Annotated in this window: 13 protein-coding genes; 2 read left to right on the forward strand and 11 right to left on the reverse strand. The window is 68.6% G+C overall.

Translation table 11 applies throughout. The annotated features are described in order from the left end of the window. Nucleotides 1–171: 171 nt before the first annotated feature. From uvrD to hslV, 8 genes are all read right to left on the reverse strand, one after another. Nucleotides 172–2,361: a DNA helicase II gene (uvrD, locus tag A0W70_RS13335; protein ID WP_070989443.1), complete on the reverse strand. Its 2,190-nt coding sequence runs from the start codon at nt 2,359–2,361 to the stop codon at nt 172–174. Between the two features lie 401 nt (nt 2,362–2,762). Further along, the gene (ubiB, locus tag A0W70_RS13340; protein ID WP_070989445.1) at nt 2,763–4,433 is read right to left on the reverse strand and encodes a ubiquinone biosynthesis regulatory protein kinase UbiB; all 1,671 of its coding nucleotides are present in this window, start codon (nt 4,431–4,433) and stop codon (nt 2,763–2,765) included. Beyond that, nucleotides 4,430–5,047: a ubiquinone biosynthesis accessory factor UbiJ gene (locus tag A0W70_RS13345; protein ID WP_070989447.1), complete on the reverse strand. Its 618-nt coding sequence runs from the start codon at nt 5,045–5,047 to the stop codon at nt 4,430–4,432. Before A0W70_RS13345 ends, ubiB begins: the two co-directional genes overlap by 4 nt. Further along, on the reverse strand, nt 5,044–5,511 hold the full coding sequence (locus A0W70_RS13350) for an RDD family protein (protein ID WP_070989449.1): 468 nt from the start codon (nt 5,509–5,511) through the stop codon (nt 5,044–5,046). The genes A0W70_RS13345 and A0W70_RS13350 overlap by 4 nt, the downstream gene beginning before the upstream one ends. Beyond that, nucleotides 5,508–6,290 carry a bifunctional demethylmenaquinone methyltransferase/2-methoxy-6-polyprenyl-1,4-benzoquinol methylase UbiE gene (ubiE, locus tag A0W70_RS13355; protein ID WP_070989451.1) on the reverse strand — a complete coding sequence of 261 codons (783 nt, stop codon included), beginning with the start codon at nt 6,288–6,290 and terminating at the stop codon, nt 5,508–5,510. The genes A0W70_RS13350 and ubiE overlap by 4 nt, the downstream gene beginning before the upstream one ends. Beyond that, a complete protein-coding gene (locus tag A0W70_RS13360; protein WP_070989453.1) occupies nt 6,271–6,630 on the reverse strand; it encodes a gamma-butyrobetaine hydroxylase family protein in 360 nt (119 codons plus the stop codon). Before A0W70_RS13360 ends, ubiE begins: the two co-directional genes overlap by 20 nt. 125 nt (nt 6,631–6,755) lie before the next feature. Continuing rightward, complete coding sequence (gene hslU / locus A0W70_RS13365; protein WP_070989455.1) at nt 6,756–8,099, reverse strand: ATP-dependent protease ATPase subunit HslU; 1,344 nt, start codon at nt 8,097–8,099, stop codon at nt 6,756–6,758. A gap of 5 nt (nt 8,100–8,104) precedes the next feature. Beyond that, nucleotides 8,105–8,635 (reverse strand): ATP-dependent protease subunit HslV, encoded by a 531-nt coding sequence (hslV, locus tag A0W70_RS13370; protein ID WP_070989457.1) that lies wholly within the window; start codon nt 8,633–8,635, stop codon nt 8,105–8,107. Nucleotides 8,636–8,768: 133 nt separating this feature from the next. Between hslV and A0W70_RS13375 the strand changes: the two genes are divergently transcribed. After that, nucleotides 8,769–10,586, forward strand: coding sequence for a hypothetical protein (locus A0W70_RS13375; RefSeq protein WP_139150878.1), 1,818 nt, complete (start codon nt 8,769–8,771; stop codon nt 10,584–10,586). Between the two features lie 174 nt (nt 10,587–10,760). Next, the gene (locus tag A0W70_RS13380) at nt 10,761–12,542 is read left to right on the forward strand and encodes a hypothetical protein (RefSeq protein WP_070989461.1); all 1,782 of its coding nucleotides are present in this window, start codon (nt 10,761–10,763) and stop codon (nt 12,540–12,542) included. A 154-nt stretch (nt 12,543–12,696) separates the two neighbouring features. Here the strand turns inward: A0W70_RS13380 and xerC are convergent, their stop codons facing one another. Genes xerC through dapF form a run of 3 tightly spaced genes read right to left on the reverse strand, consistent with a single transcriptional unit; the run spans nt 12,697 to nt 15,139 of the window. Beyond that, nucleotides 12,697–13,617, reverse strand: a complete 921-nt coding sequence (xerC, locus tag A0W70_RS13385; protein WP_070989708.1) for a tyrosine recombinase XerC — start codon at nt 13,615–13,617, stop codon at nt 12,697–12,699. Continuing rightward, the gene (locus A0W70_RS13390) at nt 13,614–14,315 is read right to left on the reverse strand and encodes a DUF484 family protein (protein WP_070989463.1); all 702 of its coding nucleotides are present in this window, start codon (nt 14,313–14,315) and stop codon (nt 13,614–13,616) included. Before A0W70_RS13390 ends, xerC begins: the two co-directional genes overlap by 4 nt. After that, a complete protein-coding gene (dapF, locus tag A0W70_RS13395; RefSeq protein ID WP_070989465.1) occupies nt 14,312–15,139 on the reverse strand; it encodes a diaminopimelate epimerase in 828 nt (275 codons plus the stop codon). Before dapF ends, A0W70_RS13390 begins: the two co-directional genes overlap by 4 nt. Between the last annotated feature and the right edge of the window lie 77 nt (nt 15,140–15,216).

The following is a 15,216-nucleotide window of genomic DNA, read 5'->3' on the forward strand; positions in this document are numbered from 1 at the left end:
GGTGCATTCGCGACGCGGTCACAGGATTCATGTAGGAGCGAGCTTGCTCGCGAATGTACCCGCGATCGGGATCGGGAACCCCAGCGCGCGAATACCCCGAGACTGCCCACCCGCGTGCATAGGCGCCGATGCATTTCCACCCGCGCGCGCTCGGCTTCGCCGAAAACGCGCCTACGGGACGGTTTCCAGGCGGGCGTAGGCGAGTACGAGCCACTTGCTGCCGGCGTCGGCGAAGTTGACCTGTACTCGGGCGTGGGCGCCGTTGCCCTCGAAATCGAGCACCGTGCCCTCGCCGAACTTCGGATGCCGCACGCGCTGGCCCATGCTGGGCACCCCTTCGGGCACCTCCTCCTCGGCCGCGAAGCGCCCGGCCGCGGCGGACGGCGGCATCCCCATCGGCTGCCCCTGGGCGCGCGGGCGTACCTCGTCCACGAGCTCGCCCGGGAGTTCGCCGACGAAGCGTGACGGCACACCGAACACCTCACGGCCATACAGCCGCCGCTGCTCGGCGCTGGTGATGAACAGGCGCTGCTGGGCGCGCGTGATGCCGACGTAGGCGAGGCGCCGCTCTTCCTCGAGACGACCGCTTTCCTCCAGCGAGCGCTGGTGCGGGAACAGCCCTTCCTCGAGACCCACCAGGAACACGACCGGAAACTCCAGCCCCTTGGCCGAGTGCAGCGTCATCATCTGCACGCAGTCTTCCCAGGCGTCGCCCTGACCCTCGCCGGCTTCCAGCGCCGCGTGCGCGAGGAAGGTCTCCAGCGGGCTCTGCTCCGCCGTCTCCTCATCCGGCGGCGGCGTGAACGTGCGAGCGGCGGTGATCAGCTCTTCCAGGTTCTCCACCCGGGCCTGGCCTTTCTCGCTGCGATCGCGGCTGAAGTGATCGATCAGCCCGCTGGCGTGGACGGCGTGTTCGACAATCGCCTCGAGATCACGCTCGGCCGCCTTCTCCGCGATACCGTCGACCAGTTCCAGAAAACCGCCGACGGCGGTCGCCGCCCGGCCGGAGAGCATGCGTTCATCGAGCGCCTGGCGCGCCGCGCGCCACAACGAGCTGCCGGCGGCACGGGCCGCCGCCCGCAGCTGCGACAGCGTTTTCTCGCCGACGCCGCGCGTGGGCTGGTTGACCACGCGCTCGAATGAGACATCGTCGTCACGGTTGGCGATCAGGCGCAGATACGCCAGCGCGTCCTTGATCTCGGCGCGCTCGAAGAAGCGCTGGCCACCATAAACCCGGTACGGCATGCCGCGGCTGATGAACTCCTGTTCCAGCGCGCGCGACTGGGCATTGGAGCGATAGAGCACGCCGCACTCGGCCCGCGTGCCGCCTTCGTCGATCCACGCCTCGACGCGGTCGGCAACGAACCGCGCCTCATCGGTCTCGTTGTAGGCGGTGTAATACGCGATCGCCTCACCCTCGACATCGGCCGTCCACAGATTCTTGCCGAGGCGCCCGCTGTTGTTCGCGATCAGCGCGTTCGCGGCGGCCAGAACGGTACCGGTCGAGCGGTAGTTCTGTTCGAGGCGGACAGTGGTCGTCCCCGGATAGTCCTTCGAGAACTTCTGGATATTCTCCACCCGTGCGCCGCGCCAGCCGTAGATCGACTGGTCGTCGTCGCCAACGGCGGTCACGCAGCCGCGATCGCCGACCAACAGGCGCAGCCAGGCGTACTGGATGGTGTTGGTGTCCTGAAACTCATCCACCAGCAGATGGCGGAAGCGGCTGCGGTAGTGATCGAGCAGTTGCGGGTTGTCGCGCAGCGTCTCCAGCGCCAGCAGCAGCAGCTCGGCGAAATCGACGGCGCCCGCGGTCTTCCGGGACTGCTCGTAGGCCGCATAGATCCGCACCAGCTGTTCCTGCACCGGATCGACCGTGTCGCCGAGATGCTCGGGCCGGCGGCCCTCGTCCTTGTTGCCGTTGATGAAGCCCATCGCCTGCTTCGGTGGCCACTTGCTGTCGTCCAGCTCCAGATTGCGCAGCACACGGCGGATCAGACGCAGCTGATCGTCGGCATCGAGGATCTGGAAGCCCTGCGGCAGCCCCGCCTCGCGCCAGTGCGCGCGCAGCAGGCGATGCGACAGGCCGTGGAAGGTCCCGACCCACATCGCCCCCGCCGTTGCCCCGACCAGCGACTCCACGCGCCCGCGCATCTCGCGCGCCGCCTTGTTGGTGAAGGTCACGGCGAGGATCGAATGCGAGGACATGCCCTCCACCGCCTGCAGCCAGGCGATGCGATGCACCAGAACGCGCGTCTTGCCGGAACCGGCGCCCGCGAGCACGAGCAGGGGCTTGCCCGCCGGGGCCGTAACGGCCTCGCGCTGGCGTTCGTTGAGGGGGTCGATGATCGGGGTGACGTCCATTGTCCTATTGTATCCGGGTGGGGGTTTGGGAGTCAGTGGCCGTGGCCATTTGAGCGTTGTCTGTTTCTCACGCAGAGGCGCAGGGCACGCCAGGGGCGCGGAGAAAAGCGAAAGATGCAAAAGGCCGTGGGTCGGGTTTTAACCCGACATCAAACGTAGGCGCGTCTTCGAGCGGCGCGGCTGAGCGCCGCTCGAATGCGCGCAGCACGCCGGGGCGGGTTCGCCCTTTGTCGATGACCTCGTCGCCGTACCCGCGAAGCGCGCGTTCGCCTTCGGCGAAAACGCGCCTACGTGCCTTCGCCGGCGAGCACATATGCCAACCCTGCCTATGCGCTGCTGCTTCTTAGCCCTTCTCTGCGCCCTTGGCGTGCCCTGCGCCTCTGCGTGAGAAACGGACAGCGTTACCGCACGGCCACGGCACTGATCAACAGACTGATGCCGCCGACACCAAGAATCCATATGGGCAACCCGACCCCGGCCAGGGCAACCGGTGCCACGGGCGCGGCGCTGTAGACGATGGCGGCGGCGACGGTGAGGGCGCCGCCGGCGATCCCGCGGCGCGTGGCGCGGTGCTGGCGGCGCATTTCGCGGTGCAGCCGGTGCAGCTGGTCGCTCTTCCAGTGCACCTCGAGCTTGCCATTGCGGGCGCGCGTGAGGACGTCGTGCGCGAGACCCGGCAGCTGGGGCAACTGCTCGCCCCATTCGGGCAACCGGTCCCGCAGATGGCGCAGCGTGGCCTTCGGGCCGACCTGACGCTTCATCCACTGCTCGAGGAACGGCTTGGCCGTGGTCCACAGATCGAGATCCGGGTAGAGATCGCGGCCCAGGCCCTCGATGTTGAGCAGCGTCTTCTGCAGCAGCACGAGCTGCGGCTGCACCTCCATCTCGAAGCGCCGCGCGGTCTGGAACAGGCGCATGAGCAGCTGGCCGAAGGAGATGTCCTTGAGCGGGCGCTCGAAGATGGGTTCACAGACGCTGCGGATCGAGGCCTCGAACTCATCCACGCGTGTATGCGCGGGCACCCAACCGGAATCGACATGCAGTTCGGCCACCCGGCGATAGTCGCGGCGGAAGAATGCGAGGAAATTCTCGGCGAGGTAGCGCTGGTCCTGCGGCGCGAGCGTGCCGACGATACCGAAGTCGACCCCAATGTAGCGCGGATTGCCCGGATCGTCCCACTCGACGAAGATGTTGCCGGGGTGCATGTCGGCGTGGAAGAAGTTGTCGCGGAACACCTGCGAGAAGAAGATCTCCACACCACGCTCGGCCAGCACGCGCAGATCAACGCCATGGGCGCGGAGCGTCTCGACGTGGCTGATCGGGATGCCGCCGATGCGCTCGAGCACCAGCACATCGGTATGCGTGTACGGCCAGTAGACCTCGGGCACGTACATGATCTTCGAGCCCGCGAAATTGCGCCGCAACTGCTGCGCGTTAGCGCCCTCGCGCACCAGGTCGAGTTCGTCGATCAGGGTCTTTTCGAACTCGGCGACGACCTCGCGCGGGCGCAGCCGATGGCCCTCGCTCCAGAAGCGGGCCGCGAGTCCGGCGACGATGTACATAAGGCCCACATCACGCCGGATGCGCCGCTCGACCCCGGGGCGCAGCACCTTGACCACGACCTCGCGGCCATCGATCAGACGGGCCCCGTGGACCTGGGCGATCGAGGCCGAGGCCATGGGATCGGCGTCGAAGCGGCTGAACAGCTCACCCACCGGATGGCCCAGCGAGGCCTCGATGGCGGCGCGCGCCTCGCTGGACGGAAACGGCGGCACGTGGTCCTGCAGCCGGGCCAGTTCGGTGGCGATGTCGTCCGGCAGCAGGTCGCGGCGCGTGGACAACATCTGGCCGAACTTGACGAAGATCGGCCCCAGATCCTCGAGCGCCGACCGGATACGGACACCGCGGGGCTGACGGCGCGTATCGAGACGCAGCCAGGCACCGGGCGTCAGGTAATACAGGAAGCGTATGGGCCGGAACACCTGGGTGGCCCAGATGATCTCGTCGAGCCCGTGGCGCAACAGGATCCACTGGATGTGGATCACCCGCAGCATCTGGGTGACGCGGATCATGGGTCCTCGCGCCCCTGGCGCTCGAGCCGGTTCACGCGGGCGGCCAGGCGATCGGCATCGGCGCGCAGACGGTCGACGGCATCCATCCAGTCATCGACCTCACCACGCGCCGGCAACGCCTCGATTTCATCGACCAGCCAGGCCCGCAGGTCCGTACGCCGATCGGCACTGATCCGCGCGGCGCGCGTGCCGGCGGCGCGCAGCATGCGGGCGGTCTCGTGCGCGGGGATATCGCCCATCACGCGCCCCAGTGCCTCTTCCCAGTCGGGATCGAGGGTGTCGAACAGGCGCTTGTAGGCCTTCGCGACCTGGACGTCACCGCTCACGTGCAGGCTGCCGCCGAACAGGACCCGGGTGCCGCCGGTGGTGGCAAGCGCCGCGAGCGAGGCCGGCGGCCCACCGATGCGGGCCGCCGGCGGCACCTCCGGATCGTCCGTAAGGAGCAGACGCCCTGCCGCCGGCACCAGATGGATATGCCAGTCCAGGCCGGTGACGTGGATCTCGAGCCCCTTGCCCTCGAGGCGCTCGACCCGCGCGCGTGCCGCGGCGTCGAGCGCCAGCGCGCCCTCGAACACCGGCTCGACGGCCCTGCAGATGCGGCCGACCAGGGTCATACGACGCTCGCCGGTTCGATATCGAGGATCTCCGAATCTTCGACCATGACCACGCGTGTGCCCGCGATCTTGTCGTGCAGCCCCTGGCACTGGCGGTCGAAGACGATCCAGAGAAACCCGAGTCCCAGCGGCAGCGCCGACACGAAATAGCCGATGTAACGAACGAGCGCGCGCAGATAGCCCGGCGGCTCACCGGTGCGGGCGTTGACCACCCGCAGATCGAGAAGGAGCTTGCCGGGCGTGCGACCGAACCGGCCCCAGCCGACGATGCAGACCACCGCCGGCAACAGTTCACGGATCAACGCCGCAAGCGTTGCGAGCGAGCCGGGATCCCCGAAAGCGGGCCAAGGCTGTCCGGTCAGAGCGATCGCGATCACACCGGTCAGGGAGAACAGCCACAGGGCATCGACGCCGAAGGCGGCCGCGCGGCGCCAGAAGCCGGCGTTGCGGACCGCGGTGGTCACGCGCGGTACCCCGTGTGCACCGCCACCACACCGCCGGTGAGATTGTTCCAGCTGCAGTGGACGAGGCCCGCGGTTTCCATCATGCCCTTGAGCGTCGGCTGATCCGGATGCATGCGGATCGACTCGGCGAGGTAGCGATAGCTGTCGGCGTCGCCGGCCACCCACTGGCCGAGCTGGGGCAGCACGCTGAACGAGTACGTGTCGTACAGCCGGCGGAACCATGCCCCCGCCGGCCGCGAGAATTCGAGTATGACCAGGCGCCCACCGGGCCGCAGCACGCGCGTCATCTCGGCGAGCGCGCGCGCCTGATCCGTGACGTTGCGCAGGCCGAAGCCGATGGTCACACAGTGGAAGTGGCGATCCGGGAACGGCAGGTACTGGGCATCGGCCTGGACGAAGCCCATGCGGGTGCCGACGCCTTCGTCGATCAGGCGATCGCGGCCACGCCCGAGCATGCTGGCATTGATATCGGAGGCGACCAGGTAGCCGCGCTCGCCCATGGCGCGGGCAAGGCCCGCGGCCAGATCACCGGAACCGGTAGCGAGATCCAGCGCCCGCTCACCGGGCCGAACCCGGGCGCGCGCCAGCGCGAAGCGTTTCCACAGCCGGTGCATGCCGCCCGACATCAGGTCATTCATCAGGTCATAACGGGACGCGACCGAGTCGAACACGGCTCCCACGCGGGCGGACTTCTCGCCCACCGGGACCTCGCGATAGCCGAAGTGCGTGGTTCCTTCGCTATCGCGATCGCCGGGATCGTCAGGTCTGTCGCTGGACACCGGCTTCCTCCAGACGCGCCAGATAGCTCTGCCAGTTCTCCTCGAACTGCGCGGCGAGCGTGTAGAGGTGCTCCCACGTATAGATGCCCGTGTCGTGGCCATCATCGAACACCAGCCGAACGGCGTAGTTCCCGACCGGGTCGATCCGCTCGATGTTCACGTGCTCTTTGCCGAACACGAGGACCTCCTGCCCGGGGCCATGGCCCTGTACCTCGGCCGAGGGCGAGAACACGCGCAGGTATTCGCAGCTCAGGCGTTTCTGGAAGCCGTCCTCGAACGCGACTTCGAGTTCGCGCGACTGCTTATGGAGCGTGATATCGGTGGGCTTGGGTACCGCCATTGGGCCTCCGTTGGGTGCGGGCATGCCGTCGCCCGGTGCGGCCCGGGGCTTCGGCGCAACCCGCGCACCGCGTCCCCGGATTCCGCTGCGCTGCATCCGGGCTACGGTCCGGGGTCATTGCGTGGTTACAGAATATAACGCGACAGATCGTCGTCGCCGACCAGTTCGGCCAGCTGTTCGTCGACGTAGGCCGCATCGATCTCGATCGACTCCCCGCTGCGATCCGGTGCCTCGTACGACAGGCGCTCGAGCAGACGCTCCATCAGGGTGTGCAGGCGGCGTGCACCGATGTTCTCGGTCCGCTCGTTGACCTGCCAGGCGATCTCGGCGATCCGGCGGACGGCGTCGGGCTTGAGCGTCAGCTCGATGCCCTCGGTCTGCAGCAGCGCGCTGTACTGCGCCGTCAGCGAGGCATCCGGCTCAGTCAGGATGCGGACAAAGTCCTCGGTCGTGAGCGCGGCCAGCTCTACCCGGATGGGCAGGCGCCCCTGCAGTTCCGGGATCAGGTCCGAGGGCCGCGCGACGTGGAATGCGCCCGAGGCGATGAACAGGATGTGATCAGTGCGGACCATGCCGTACTTGCTGGACACGGTACTGCCCTCGATCAGCGGCAACAGGTCGCGCTGCACGCCCTCGCGGGAGACATCGCCGCCGCTGCCGCCCTGCTCGCCGCGGCGCGTGATCTTGTCGAGCTCGTCGAGGAAGACGATGCCGTTTTCCTCGACCAGCTGGATGGAGCGCGCCTTGAGGTCCTCCTCGTCGATCAGCTTGTCGGCCTCCTCGTCGATGAGCTGGCGCAGCGCGTCACGCACGGTCATTTTCCGGCGCTGGGAGCGGCCGCCCCCGAGCTGGCGGAACATGCCCTGCAGCTGCTGGGTCATCTCCTCCATGCCGGGCGGCGACATGATGTCGACGCCCTGCCCGCCGCCGCTGACGTCGATCTCGATCTCGCGCTCATCGAGTTCACCTGCACGCAGCTTCTTGCGGAACTTCTCGCGCGTCTCCGACCCCTGGGGTTTCGGCTGATCCTGCTCCCAGCCACCCTGCTGGCGCGGCTGCGGCAGCAGCGCATCGAGCACGCGGTCCTCGGCGGCCTCTTCGGCCTTCGGGCGCAGGCGCTCGATCTCGCGCTCACGCAGCTGTTTGAGCGCGACATCGACCAGATCGCGGATGATCGACTCCACATCGCGCCCGACGTAGCCGACTTCGGTGAACTTGGTCGCCTCGATCTTGGTAAACGGCGCCTGCGCCAGGCGTGCCAGACGGCGCGCGATCTCGGTCTTGCCGACACCCGTCGGCCCGATCATCAGGATATTTTTGGGCGTGATCTCCTGACGCAGGGGCTCATCCACCTGCTGCCGCCGCCAGCGGTTGCGCAGCGCGATCGCCACCGCGCGCTTGGCGTCGTCCTGGCCGACGATGTGGTGGTCGAGTTCGGCGACGATTTCCTTCGGGGTCATCTGCGACATGGACGTCAGGCCTCCAGCGTCTCGATCGTGCGCTGGTGATTCGTGTAAATACAGATATCGCCGGCGATCTCCAGCGAACGCTCGCAGATCGTGTGCGCATCGAGCTCAGTGTTGTCGAGCAGTGCGCGGGCCGCCGCCTGCGCGTAAGGGCCACCGGAACCCATCGCGATCAGGCCCTGCTCGGGCTCGATGACATCCCCGTTGCCGGAGATCATCAGCGACTGCTCGTGATCGGCCACGGCCAACAGCGCCTCGAGGCGGCGCAGCATCCGGTCCGTGCGCCAGTCCTTCGCGAGCTCGACCGCCGCACGGGTGAGATGGCCGCTGTGTTCCTCGAGCTTGGTCTCGAAGCGCTCGAACAGCGTGAAGGCATCGGCCGTGCCGCCGGCGAAGCCCGCCAGGACGCGGTTGCGGTAGAGGCGACGCACCTTGCGGGCATTGCCCTTCATTACGGTATCGCCGAGCGTGACCTGACCATCGCCCCCAAGGGCGACGGCGCCATCGCGGCGGACGCAGACAATCGTGGTTCCGTGCATGCTACAGTGCCGGTCGGGGAAAAAACGGGACCGGCAGTCTACACGATTGACCGGGCCGCACGGCAGGGTAATACGCGTGTTCCGGCGCCCGGCGGGGGAGAGCGGGAACGGCGCGGCCAGGAGGTCGCCAGCGATGGCACTCGAACCAGGCGTCCCGCCTCGTGAGCCGCCGCAGCGCGGGGGATTCCCCGTGCGCAGGCGCGCCCTTTCGCAGTGGCTGTCGGGACTCGCCCATCTGGACCGCCGCGAGCGCAGCCGCCGTCTCCACGAAGGGGTACACACCCTGAACCGACTGGAGGTCCCGCCGCGCCGCCGCCTCGCCCTGATGGAAGAACTCCGCCCGGCGATCCGGGAAGTCCTCGATTATCTCTCCAGCCGCATCCAGTCCCAGGCGCTGCCGTTGCCCGACCGGGCGCGCCGGATCTACGACCTCAATATCGATCTCCTGCGCGAATGCGCCCTCGGCTACAGCATCGTACTGCTGGCCGAAGGCCCGAATGGTCGTCGTCGCCGGATCGCGCCGGCCGCCGAGCGGGCCCTGGCACTGCACGGCGAGTGGATGCTGCGTTCGGCGCAGATCTACGCGCGGGTACCGGACGCGTTCTGGGAGAGCGTAAATGCCATTTACGACATCGCCGACCGCGCCGGGGTCGCCTACCGGGCGGTCGAGGATGCTGACCTGCCGCAGGGCGATGGACAACCGACCTCGCAGTCACCGATCGGCATCTACCGGCGCATTCTCCTGTTCGCCCTCGCCGGGACCCAGGGCCTGCGGCGCGGGGAGGCCGAGCGCATCTACCGGGCACTGGCCACCTGGGCCGATGACGCCCACCTGGGCATCGACGACGGCGCCGTGTCAGGGGGCACCTGTTTCGCCATCGACCTCGAAACCGCGCGCGGCCCCTCGCCGCTGAGCGAATGGACGGTTACGCCCGAGGCGCGCATCCGGGTGCTGGAAGTGGATTCGGTGGTCGACCGTGTGGAGGCGCTTTACCGGCAATCGCCGCCCGACGACTCGCCGCTCGCCGACCGCAATCGCGTCGGCGCCGCGGCGCTGCGGCGCCTGATCGACAGCTGGCGACCGTCCACCCATGAACGCAGCGAGCGCGCGCAAAGGGGCGAGGAAGTCGATGCGGAGGTGGCGCTGAGCGTGATCGTCGCCCGCCTCTGGGCCGAGTTCGCCCCGGAGGAAGCGAAAAAACGACGACGGCATCGGCTCGAGACGCCCGGTGCCGCACTCACGCTGCAGACGATCGAGGCCCCGGAAGATCAGCGCGGGGAATCGGCGGAGCGAACCGCCGGCGCCTCCTGGGACGAAGTGGAGGTCGGCCAGGATCGCTCCGGCGGCTACGCCGCCGCCCGCCGTGCCGAGGCGCGGCTCGACCGCGAGGGGACCCGACCGGAGAATCCCCGCTGGTTGCTGCAGGATGTCAGCGCCACCGGTTGGCGCCTGTGGTGGGCCAGCGACGGCTCGTCGCGGGCCACGGTCGGAGAACTGGCGGCGCTGCGCCTCGCGGCGGATGACGACAGCGATTATCGCTGGTCGATCGGCGTTATCCGCCGCATGCAGTTCCTGGACGACGAGCGCTTCGAGATCGGCGTACACGCCCTGTCACGGCGGGCGACTCCGGCGCGCGTGCGGCGCGAACCGGCGAACCCCAACCGCAAGCGTGACCGCCGCAGCGAATCGAGTGAACCCGCCCTGATGCTGCCGGCCAGCCAGACGCTCGACACCGCCGCGACGCTGCTGGTGCCGGCGCATATGTTCCGCCAGGGCGATATCCTCGAACTCGACCTGCCGGAAACACTGTTGCGGATTCGCCTCGCGACGATCCGCGAGAACACGGGCTCGTTCAGTCAGTACGAAATCGAGACCGCACCATCGCGCGGTCGCAGCGCGCAACAACGACACGGCGGCTCGACGGGCGCGGACCCGGGGCAAGGAAGCTGAACCACACGATCGGTCAACAACACGGGGGAGTCACCGACATGGCGGTTCCATCGGAACACACCTGCACCAGGGAGCACAGGCGCCGGATTCCAGTCATGCACATTGTCGGCACGGCCATTGCAGGAGATACCACGCAGCCGCGGCTACTCGCGATCTGCGCCAGGAGGCACGGCAATGGCACTTGATTGGTTACGGGTCGGTCGAACGCGTTCATCCGCGAGCGGATTCCCCGATACCCCGCGGGCGCTGCGGCGCTGGCTCGATGCCGCCGAACGGCAGGAACACCGGACATTGTCCCAACGGCTGCTGGAGGCGGCGCGCGCGCTCAACGGCATGGACCTGGCCCCGCGCGAGCGCCTGCGGATGCTCGAGTTGATGCGCCCGACCGCCCGCAAGGGGCTCGACTATCTCGGTGGCCGCATCCACGCCCAGGCGCTGCCGCTCCAGGTCGCGGCGCGGGTCGCATTCGACCTGGATCTGGAACTGCTGGACGAGCTGACACGCGGTTACGAGGACGCGCTCACGCGCGAACCCGCCGGTCTGCGCCGCCGCACGGCGGCGCTTGCAGCCGAACGCGCGCTCACCCTGCTGGGCGAACAGATGCTGCGCGTAGCCCAGACCTACGGCACCCTCGATGACGGCTTCCACGAACGGGTCAACAGGGTCTACCGGCGGGCGGAAGCGGCGGACGCCGCGGGGCACGCGGTCGAGAACGACCAGCTGCGCTTCGCCGCCCGTCAACGGCAGTCGCCGGAGACCATGTTCAAACGCATATTGTTATTCGATCTCGCCGGTGTGCAGGGATTTCGCCGCGGCGAAGCCAGGCGGCTCTACCGCGCGCTTGAGGGTTGGGCCGACCTGGCGCGGCTCCATGGGGTGGACAGCGACGTGGACAACAGCTTGCCGCGGTTCGCCGTCGACACGGATTCCGGCGAGCCACCGCGGTTGCTGGAAGAGGCCGGAAGCGGCCCCGGTGTGCGCATCCTCGAAGTGGACGACCTCGTGCACCACGTCGAGCAGCAGCGCATCGACCGGGGCCCGGAGGACAACCCCGTACCCGCCGAGAACGAACTCGGCGCGACCGCTCTGGCGCGGCTCGTCGACAACTGGCGGCCCGGCAACTATCAACGCAGCGCCCGCACGCGGCGAGGCGTTGAGGTCGATGCCGAGGCCACCCTGAACGTCATCCACGCCCGCATCGCGATGGAGCTCGAACCGGAGGAAGCCGAGCCGGATCCGGTGGCCGAGACCGCGGGCTGGTCGCTGGAACCCATCGGCGAGGGCTCATCGGGTGACGCCGCCCGCCTGGATGGGGTACGCCCGGGGATCAACTGGAACGAGGTCTCGCGCGGACGCGATCTCTCCCCCAGTTACGTGGCAGCGCGCGAAGAGGAGGCGCGCCTCGTGCGCTCCGAGGCCCAGAACCTCGCGCCACGCTGGCTGCTCGCGGACGTCAGCGCCTCCGGATTCCGCCTGATCTGGGACGGCTCGGGTTCATGCCGGGCCGCCGTGGGCGAACTGGTCGCGCTCAAACTCACGAACCGCCCCGACCAGCGTGGCCGCTGGTGCGTGGGCGTCGTCCGGCGCATGCGCTTCCTCGACGAGCGGCGGTTCGAGATCGGGGTCGAGGCCCTGTCCCGCACGACCCTTCCGGCCCGCGTGCGTGCCGAGCCCGCGAACCGCAACGTCACCCGCTTCCGTGACAGCGAGTCGAGCGCACCGGCGGTCGTCCTGCCGGCCGACCGGGCCCGCGGGCTTCCGACCACGGTGGTGGTGCCGGCCCACATGTTCCGGGAGGGCCAGATCATTGAACTCGACCTGCACGACCGGATGCTGCGGCTCGTGCTGAACAACCTGCGCGAGGAGACCGGGGCCTTCAGCCGCTATACCGTGACACCGGCCCCCGAGCGCGGTCGCCACGCCGCCGGCGATACCCGCTTCGCCGAACACTCGTAATGCAGGACGGATTCCTGTCACTCACCAGCGGCCGGCTCAGGTCGGCTTGCCAGCGAAGTAAGCCGGCCGGCTGAGGCTCGTGACGGCTTGTGGGTAGCTCACGCCGGCTGTTGCCTTACGGCAAAAGCCGGCCCACGGTCGCGCGGCCACCGATCTACTCGCCGCCGTCCGAACTGCCCCCGTTGCCACGCCGCGCGCGCGGATGTGCGCGTTCGTAGACGTCGGCCAGATGGCTGAAATCCAGGTGCGTATAGATCTGCGTCGTGGCGATATCGGCGTGACCGAGCAGCTCCTGAACCGCGCGCAGATCCCCGCTGGACTCCAGCAGATGCGTGGCGAAGGAATGCCGCAGCATATGCGGATGCACGTTGCGTGGCAGGCCCAGGCGCCGCGCCCAGTGAGCGACCCGAGCCTGGATCGCGCGCCGTGACAGCCGCTGGCCACGCGCGCTGATGAACAGCGCCGGTTCGTCGGCGTCGGCCCATTCGGAACGCGCCCGCAACCAGTCGCCGAGCGCCTTCCGCGCCGCGCCGCCCAGGGGCACGATGCGCTCCCGCTGGCCCTTGCCGAGCACCCGGGCCGTCGCCTCCCCGAGATCGACCCCGGTTACGTCCAGCCCCGCCAGTTCCGCCAGCCGCAGGCCCGAGGAGTAAAACAGTTCCAGCAGGGCCCGATCCCGGCATTCGCGGGGTCCCGTCCCCGGTACGCTCACCAGCCGCTCGACCTCTTCGACCTCCAGCGCATGCGGCAGCGGCCGCCCCGAGCGTGGCGGCCGAATATCGGCGGCCGGATCGAAACGCACCCGGTTCTCCCGCAGCAGCCAGCCGAAAAGGGCCCGGATCGCCGCCAGCGAGCGGGCCAGCGAGCGACCACTCAGTCCACGCCGGTGCTCGGCGGCGACAAAGCGCTGCACATGATCGGCGGTCACGGCGGACCAGTCGTCGATCGCGTCGTGCTCAAGGAAGGCGCGGAAGCGGGCCAGATCACGGCCGTATTCGCTGCAGGTGGCGGGCGAGGCGTTACGCCCGTTGCGGAGGTTGTCGAGGAAGCGGTCGAGGTCCGTCTGTAGCGTCACACCGGACACTGCGTATAGCGGGCAATGCCGGCCGAGACCAGCTCACCGAGTTGTTCCAGGAAGAGCCTCCCCATATCCGGGGTGAAATGCCCGGAATCGTGGCTGCCGAGCCCGATCAGGCCACTGACCCGGCCCGCGCGCAGCGGCGCGACCGCCGCGGACGCGGTGTGTTCGGCACGCTTGCCGAACAGCGCGGCCTGCTGCTCGTCACTCAGTCGCCCGCAGACCGCGGCGCCGCGCTCCAGCACGCCGGCAAAGGCCTGCGCGACGGCGCCGTCGCCGGCCAGGAAATGGCCATCGGCGGGGCCTTCGTGATCGATCAGCACGATCACCGCCTCATCGGCGGCGAACTCGCTCAGCAGGGTGTCGCGCACCAGCGCGAGGACGCCGTCGAGCGACTCCGCCTCAAGCAGTCCGCGGCCGAGTGCCAGCAGCTGGGCACCGACCCGCTCGTTGTCACGGGCCGTGCGCATGAGTTCCGCGAGCTTGCGCTCCAGCCGCTCGTTGCGCTCACGCAGCGTCGCCACCTGGCGCTCGATCAGGGAGACCGCGCCCGGCCCCGGTCGGTGCGGTATGTCCAGCGCCACCAGCACATCCTCATTCCGTTCGAGGAAATCCGGGTGCGTGCGCAGATATTCGGCGACGGTCTCGTCGTCGAGTTCGGTCATCGGGGCTGTGGTCTCTGGCGAAGTCGTCATCGGGCGAGCGTCCCGTAGAAGGCGGTTTCGGCCGCGCCGGTCATCCATAACGGATTATCCGCGCCGGCCCAGTCAATCACAAGTTCACCGCCGGGCAATGCCACCGTCACACTGGCGTCAAGCAGGCCCCATAGCCGCCCGACCGCCACCGCGCCGCAGGCGCCGGTGCCACAGGCCGCGGTCTCGCCGGCGCCGCGCTCCCACACGCGCAGCAGGATCCGATCGCGGTCGATCACCTGCATGAATCCGGCGTTTACGCGGCGCGGGAAGCGCGAATGGTGCTCGATCACGGGGCCAAGCTCGGTCACCGGCGCCGCGGCAACGTCATCGACGCGCAGCACCGCATGCGGATTGCCCATCGATACCGCGCCGATCTCCCACTCGGTCCCGCCGGCCTCGAGCGGGTAGCGCTCGGCGCGCGCCGGCGCATCGAACGGGATCTCCGCCGGCTCGAAGCGCGGCACGCCCATGTCCACGGCGACGCGGCCATCCGGCATGAGCTGCGTGTGGATCATCCCGCCCAGCGTCTCGAAGCTGATCCGATCGGCATCGGTCAACCCACGATCGCGCACGAAGCGCGCGACACAACGGGCCCCATTGCCGCACTGCTCAACCTCGGCGCCATCGGCATTGAAGATGCGATAGCGAAAATCACCCTCACCCTCGGCGGGCTCGATCAGCAGGATCTGATCACAGCCCACGCCCCGGTGACGATCCGCCAACCGATTCAGCACGTCGTGTTCCAGCCACACGCACACCGACACCCCGTCGATCACGACGAAGTCGTTCCCCAGCCCGTGCATCTTCGTAAAGTCCAGCGTCATCCGCCTCCCGTAATCACTCGACCCGATACCGTAGGAGCGGGCTTGCCCGCGAACCGACGTCCCCCGGCAACACACCA

The organism is Halofilum ochraceum (genome assembly GCF_001614315.2).
Lineage (GTDB): Bacteria > Pseudomonadota > Gammaproteobacteria > XJ16 > Halofilaceae > Halofilum > Halofilum ochraceum.

Bases quoted from the DNA above. Each gene is read 5' to 3' on its own strand.
- A0W70_RS13375 (WP_139150878.1), top strand. From the start codon at position 8,769: ATGGCACTCGAACCAGGCGTCCCGCCTCGTGAGCCGCCGCAGCGCGGG.
- hslV (WP_070989457.1), bottom strand. From the start codon at position 8,635: ATGCACGGAACCACGATTGTCTGCGTCCGCCGCGATGGCGCCGTCGCC.
- dapF (WP_070989465.1), bottom strand. From the start codon at position 15,139: ATGACGCTGGACTTTACGAAGATGCACGGGCTGGGGAACGACTTCGTC.
- A0W70_RS13390 (WP_070989463.1), bottom strand. From the start codon at position 14,315: ATGACGACTTCGCCAGAGACCACAGCCCCGATGACCGAACTCGACGAC.
- uvrD (WP_070989443.1), bottom strand. From the start codon at position 2,361: ATGGACGTCACCCCGATCATCGACCCCCTCAACGAACGCCAGCGCGAG.
- A0W70_RS13380 (WP_070989461.1), top strand. From the start codon at position 10,761: ATGGCACTTGATTGGTTACGGGTCGGTCGAACGCGTTCATCCGCGAGC.
- hslU (WP_070989455.1), bottom strand. From the start codon at position 8,099: ATGTCGCAGATGACCCCGAAGGAAATCGTCGCCGAACTCGACCACCAC.
- ubiB (WP_070989445.1), bottom strand. From the start codon at position 4,433: ATGATCCGCGTCACCCAGATGCTGCGGGTGATCCACATCCAGTGGATC.
- A0W70_RS13360 (WP_070989453.1), bottom strand. From the start codon at position 6,630: ATGGCGGTACCCAAGCCCACCGATATCACGCTCCATAAGCAGTCGCGC.
- A0W70_RS13345 (WP_070989447.1), bottom strand. From the start codon at position 5,047: ATGACCCTGGTCGGCCGCATCTGCAGGGCCGTCGAGCCGGTGTTCGAG.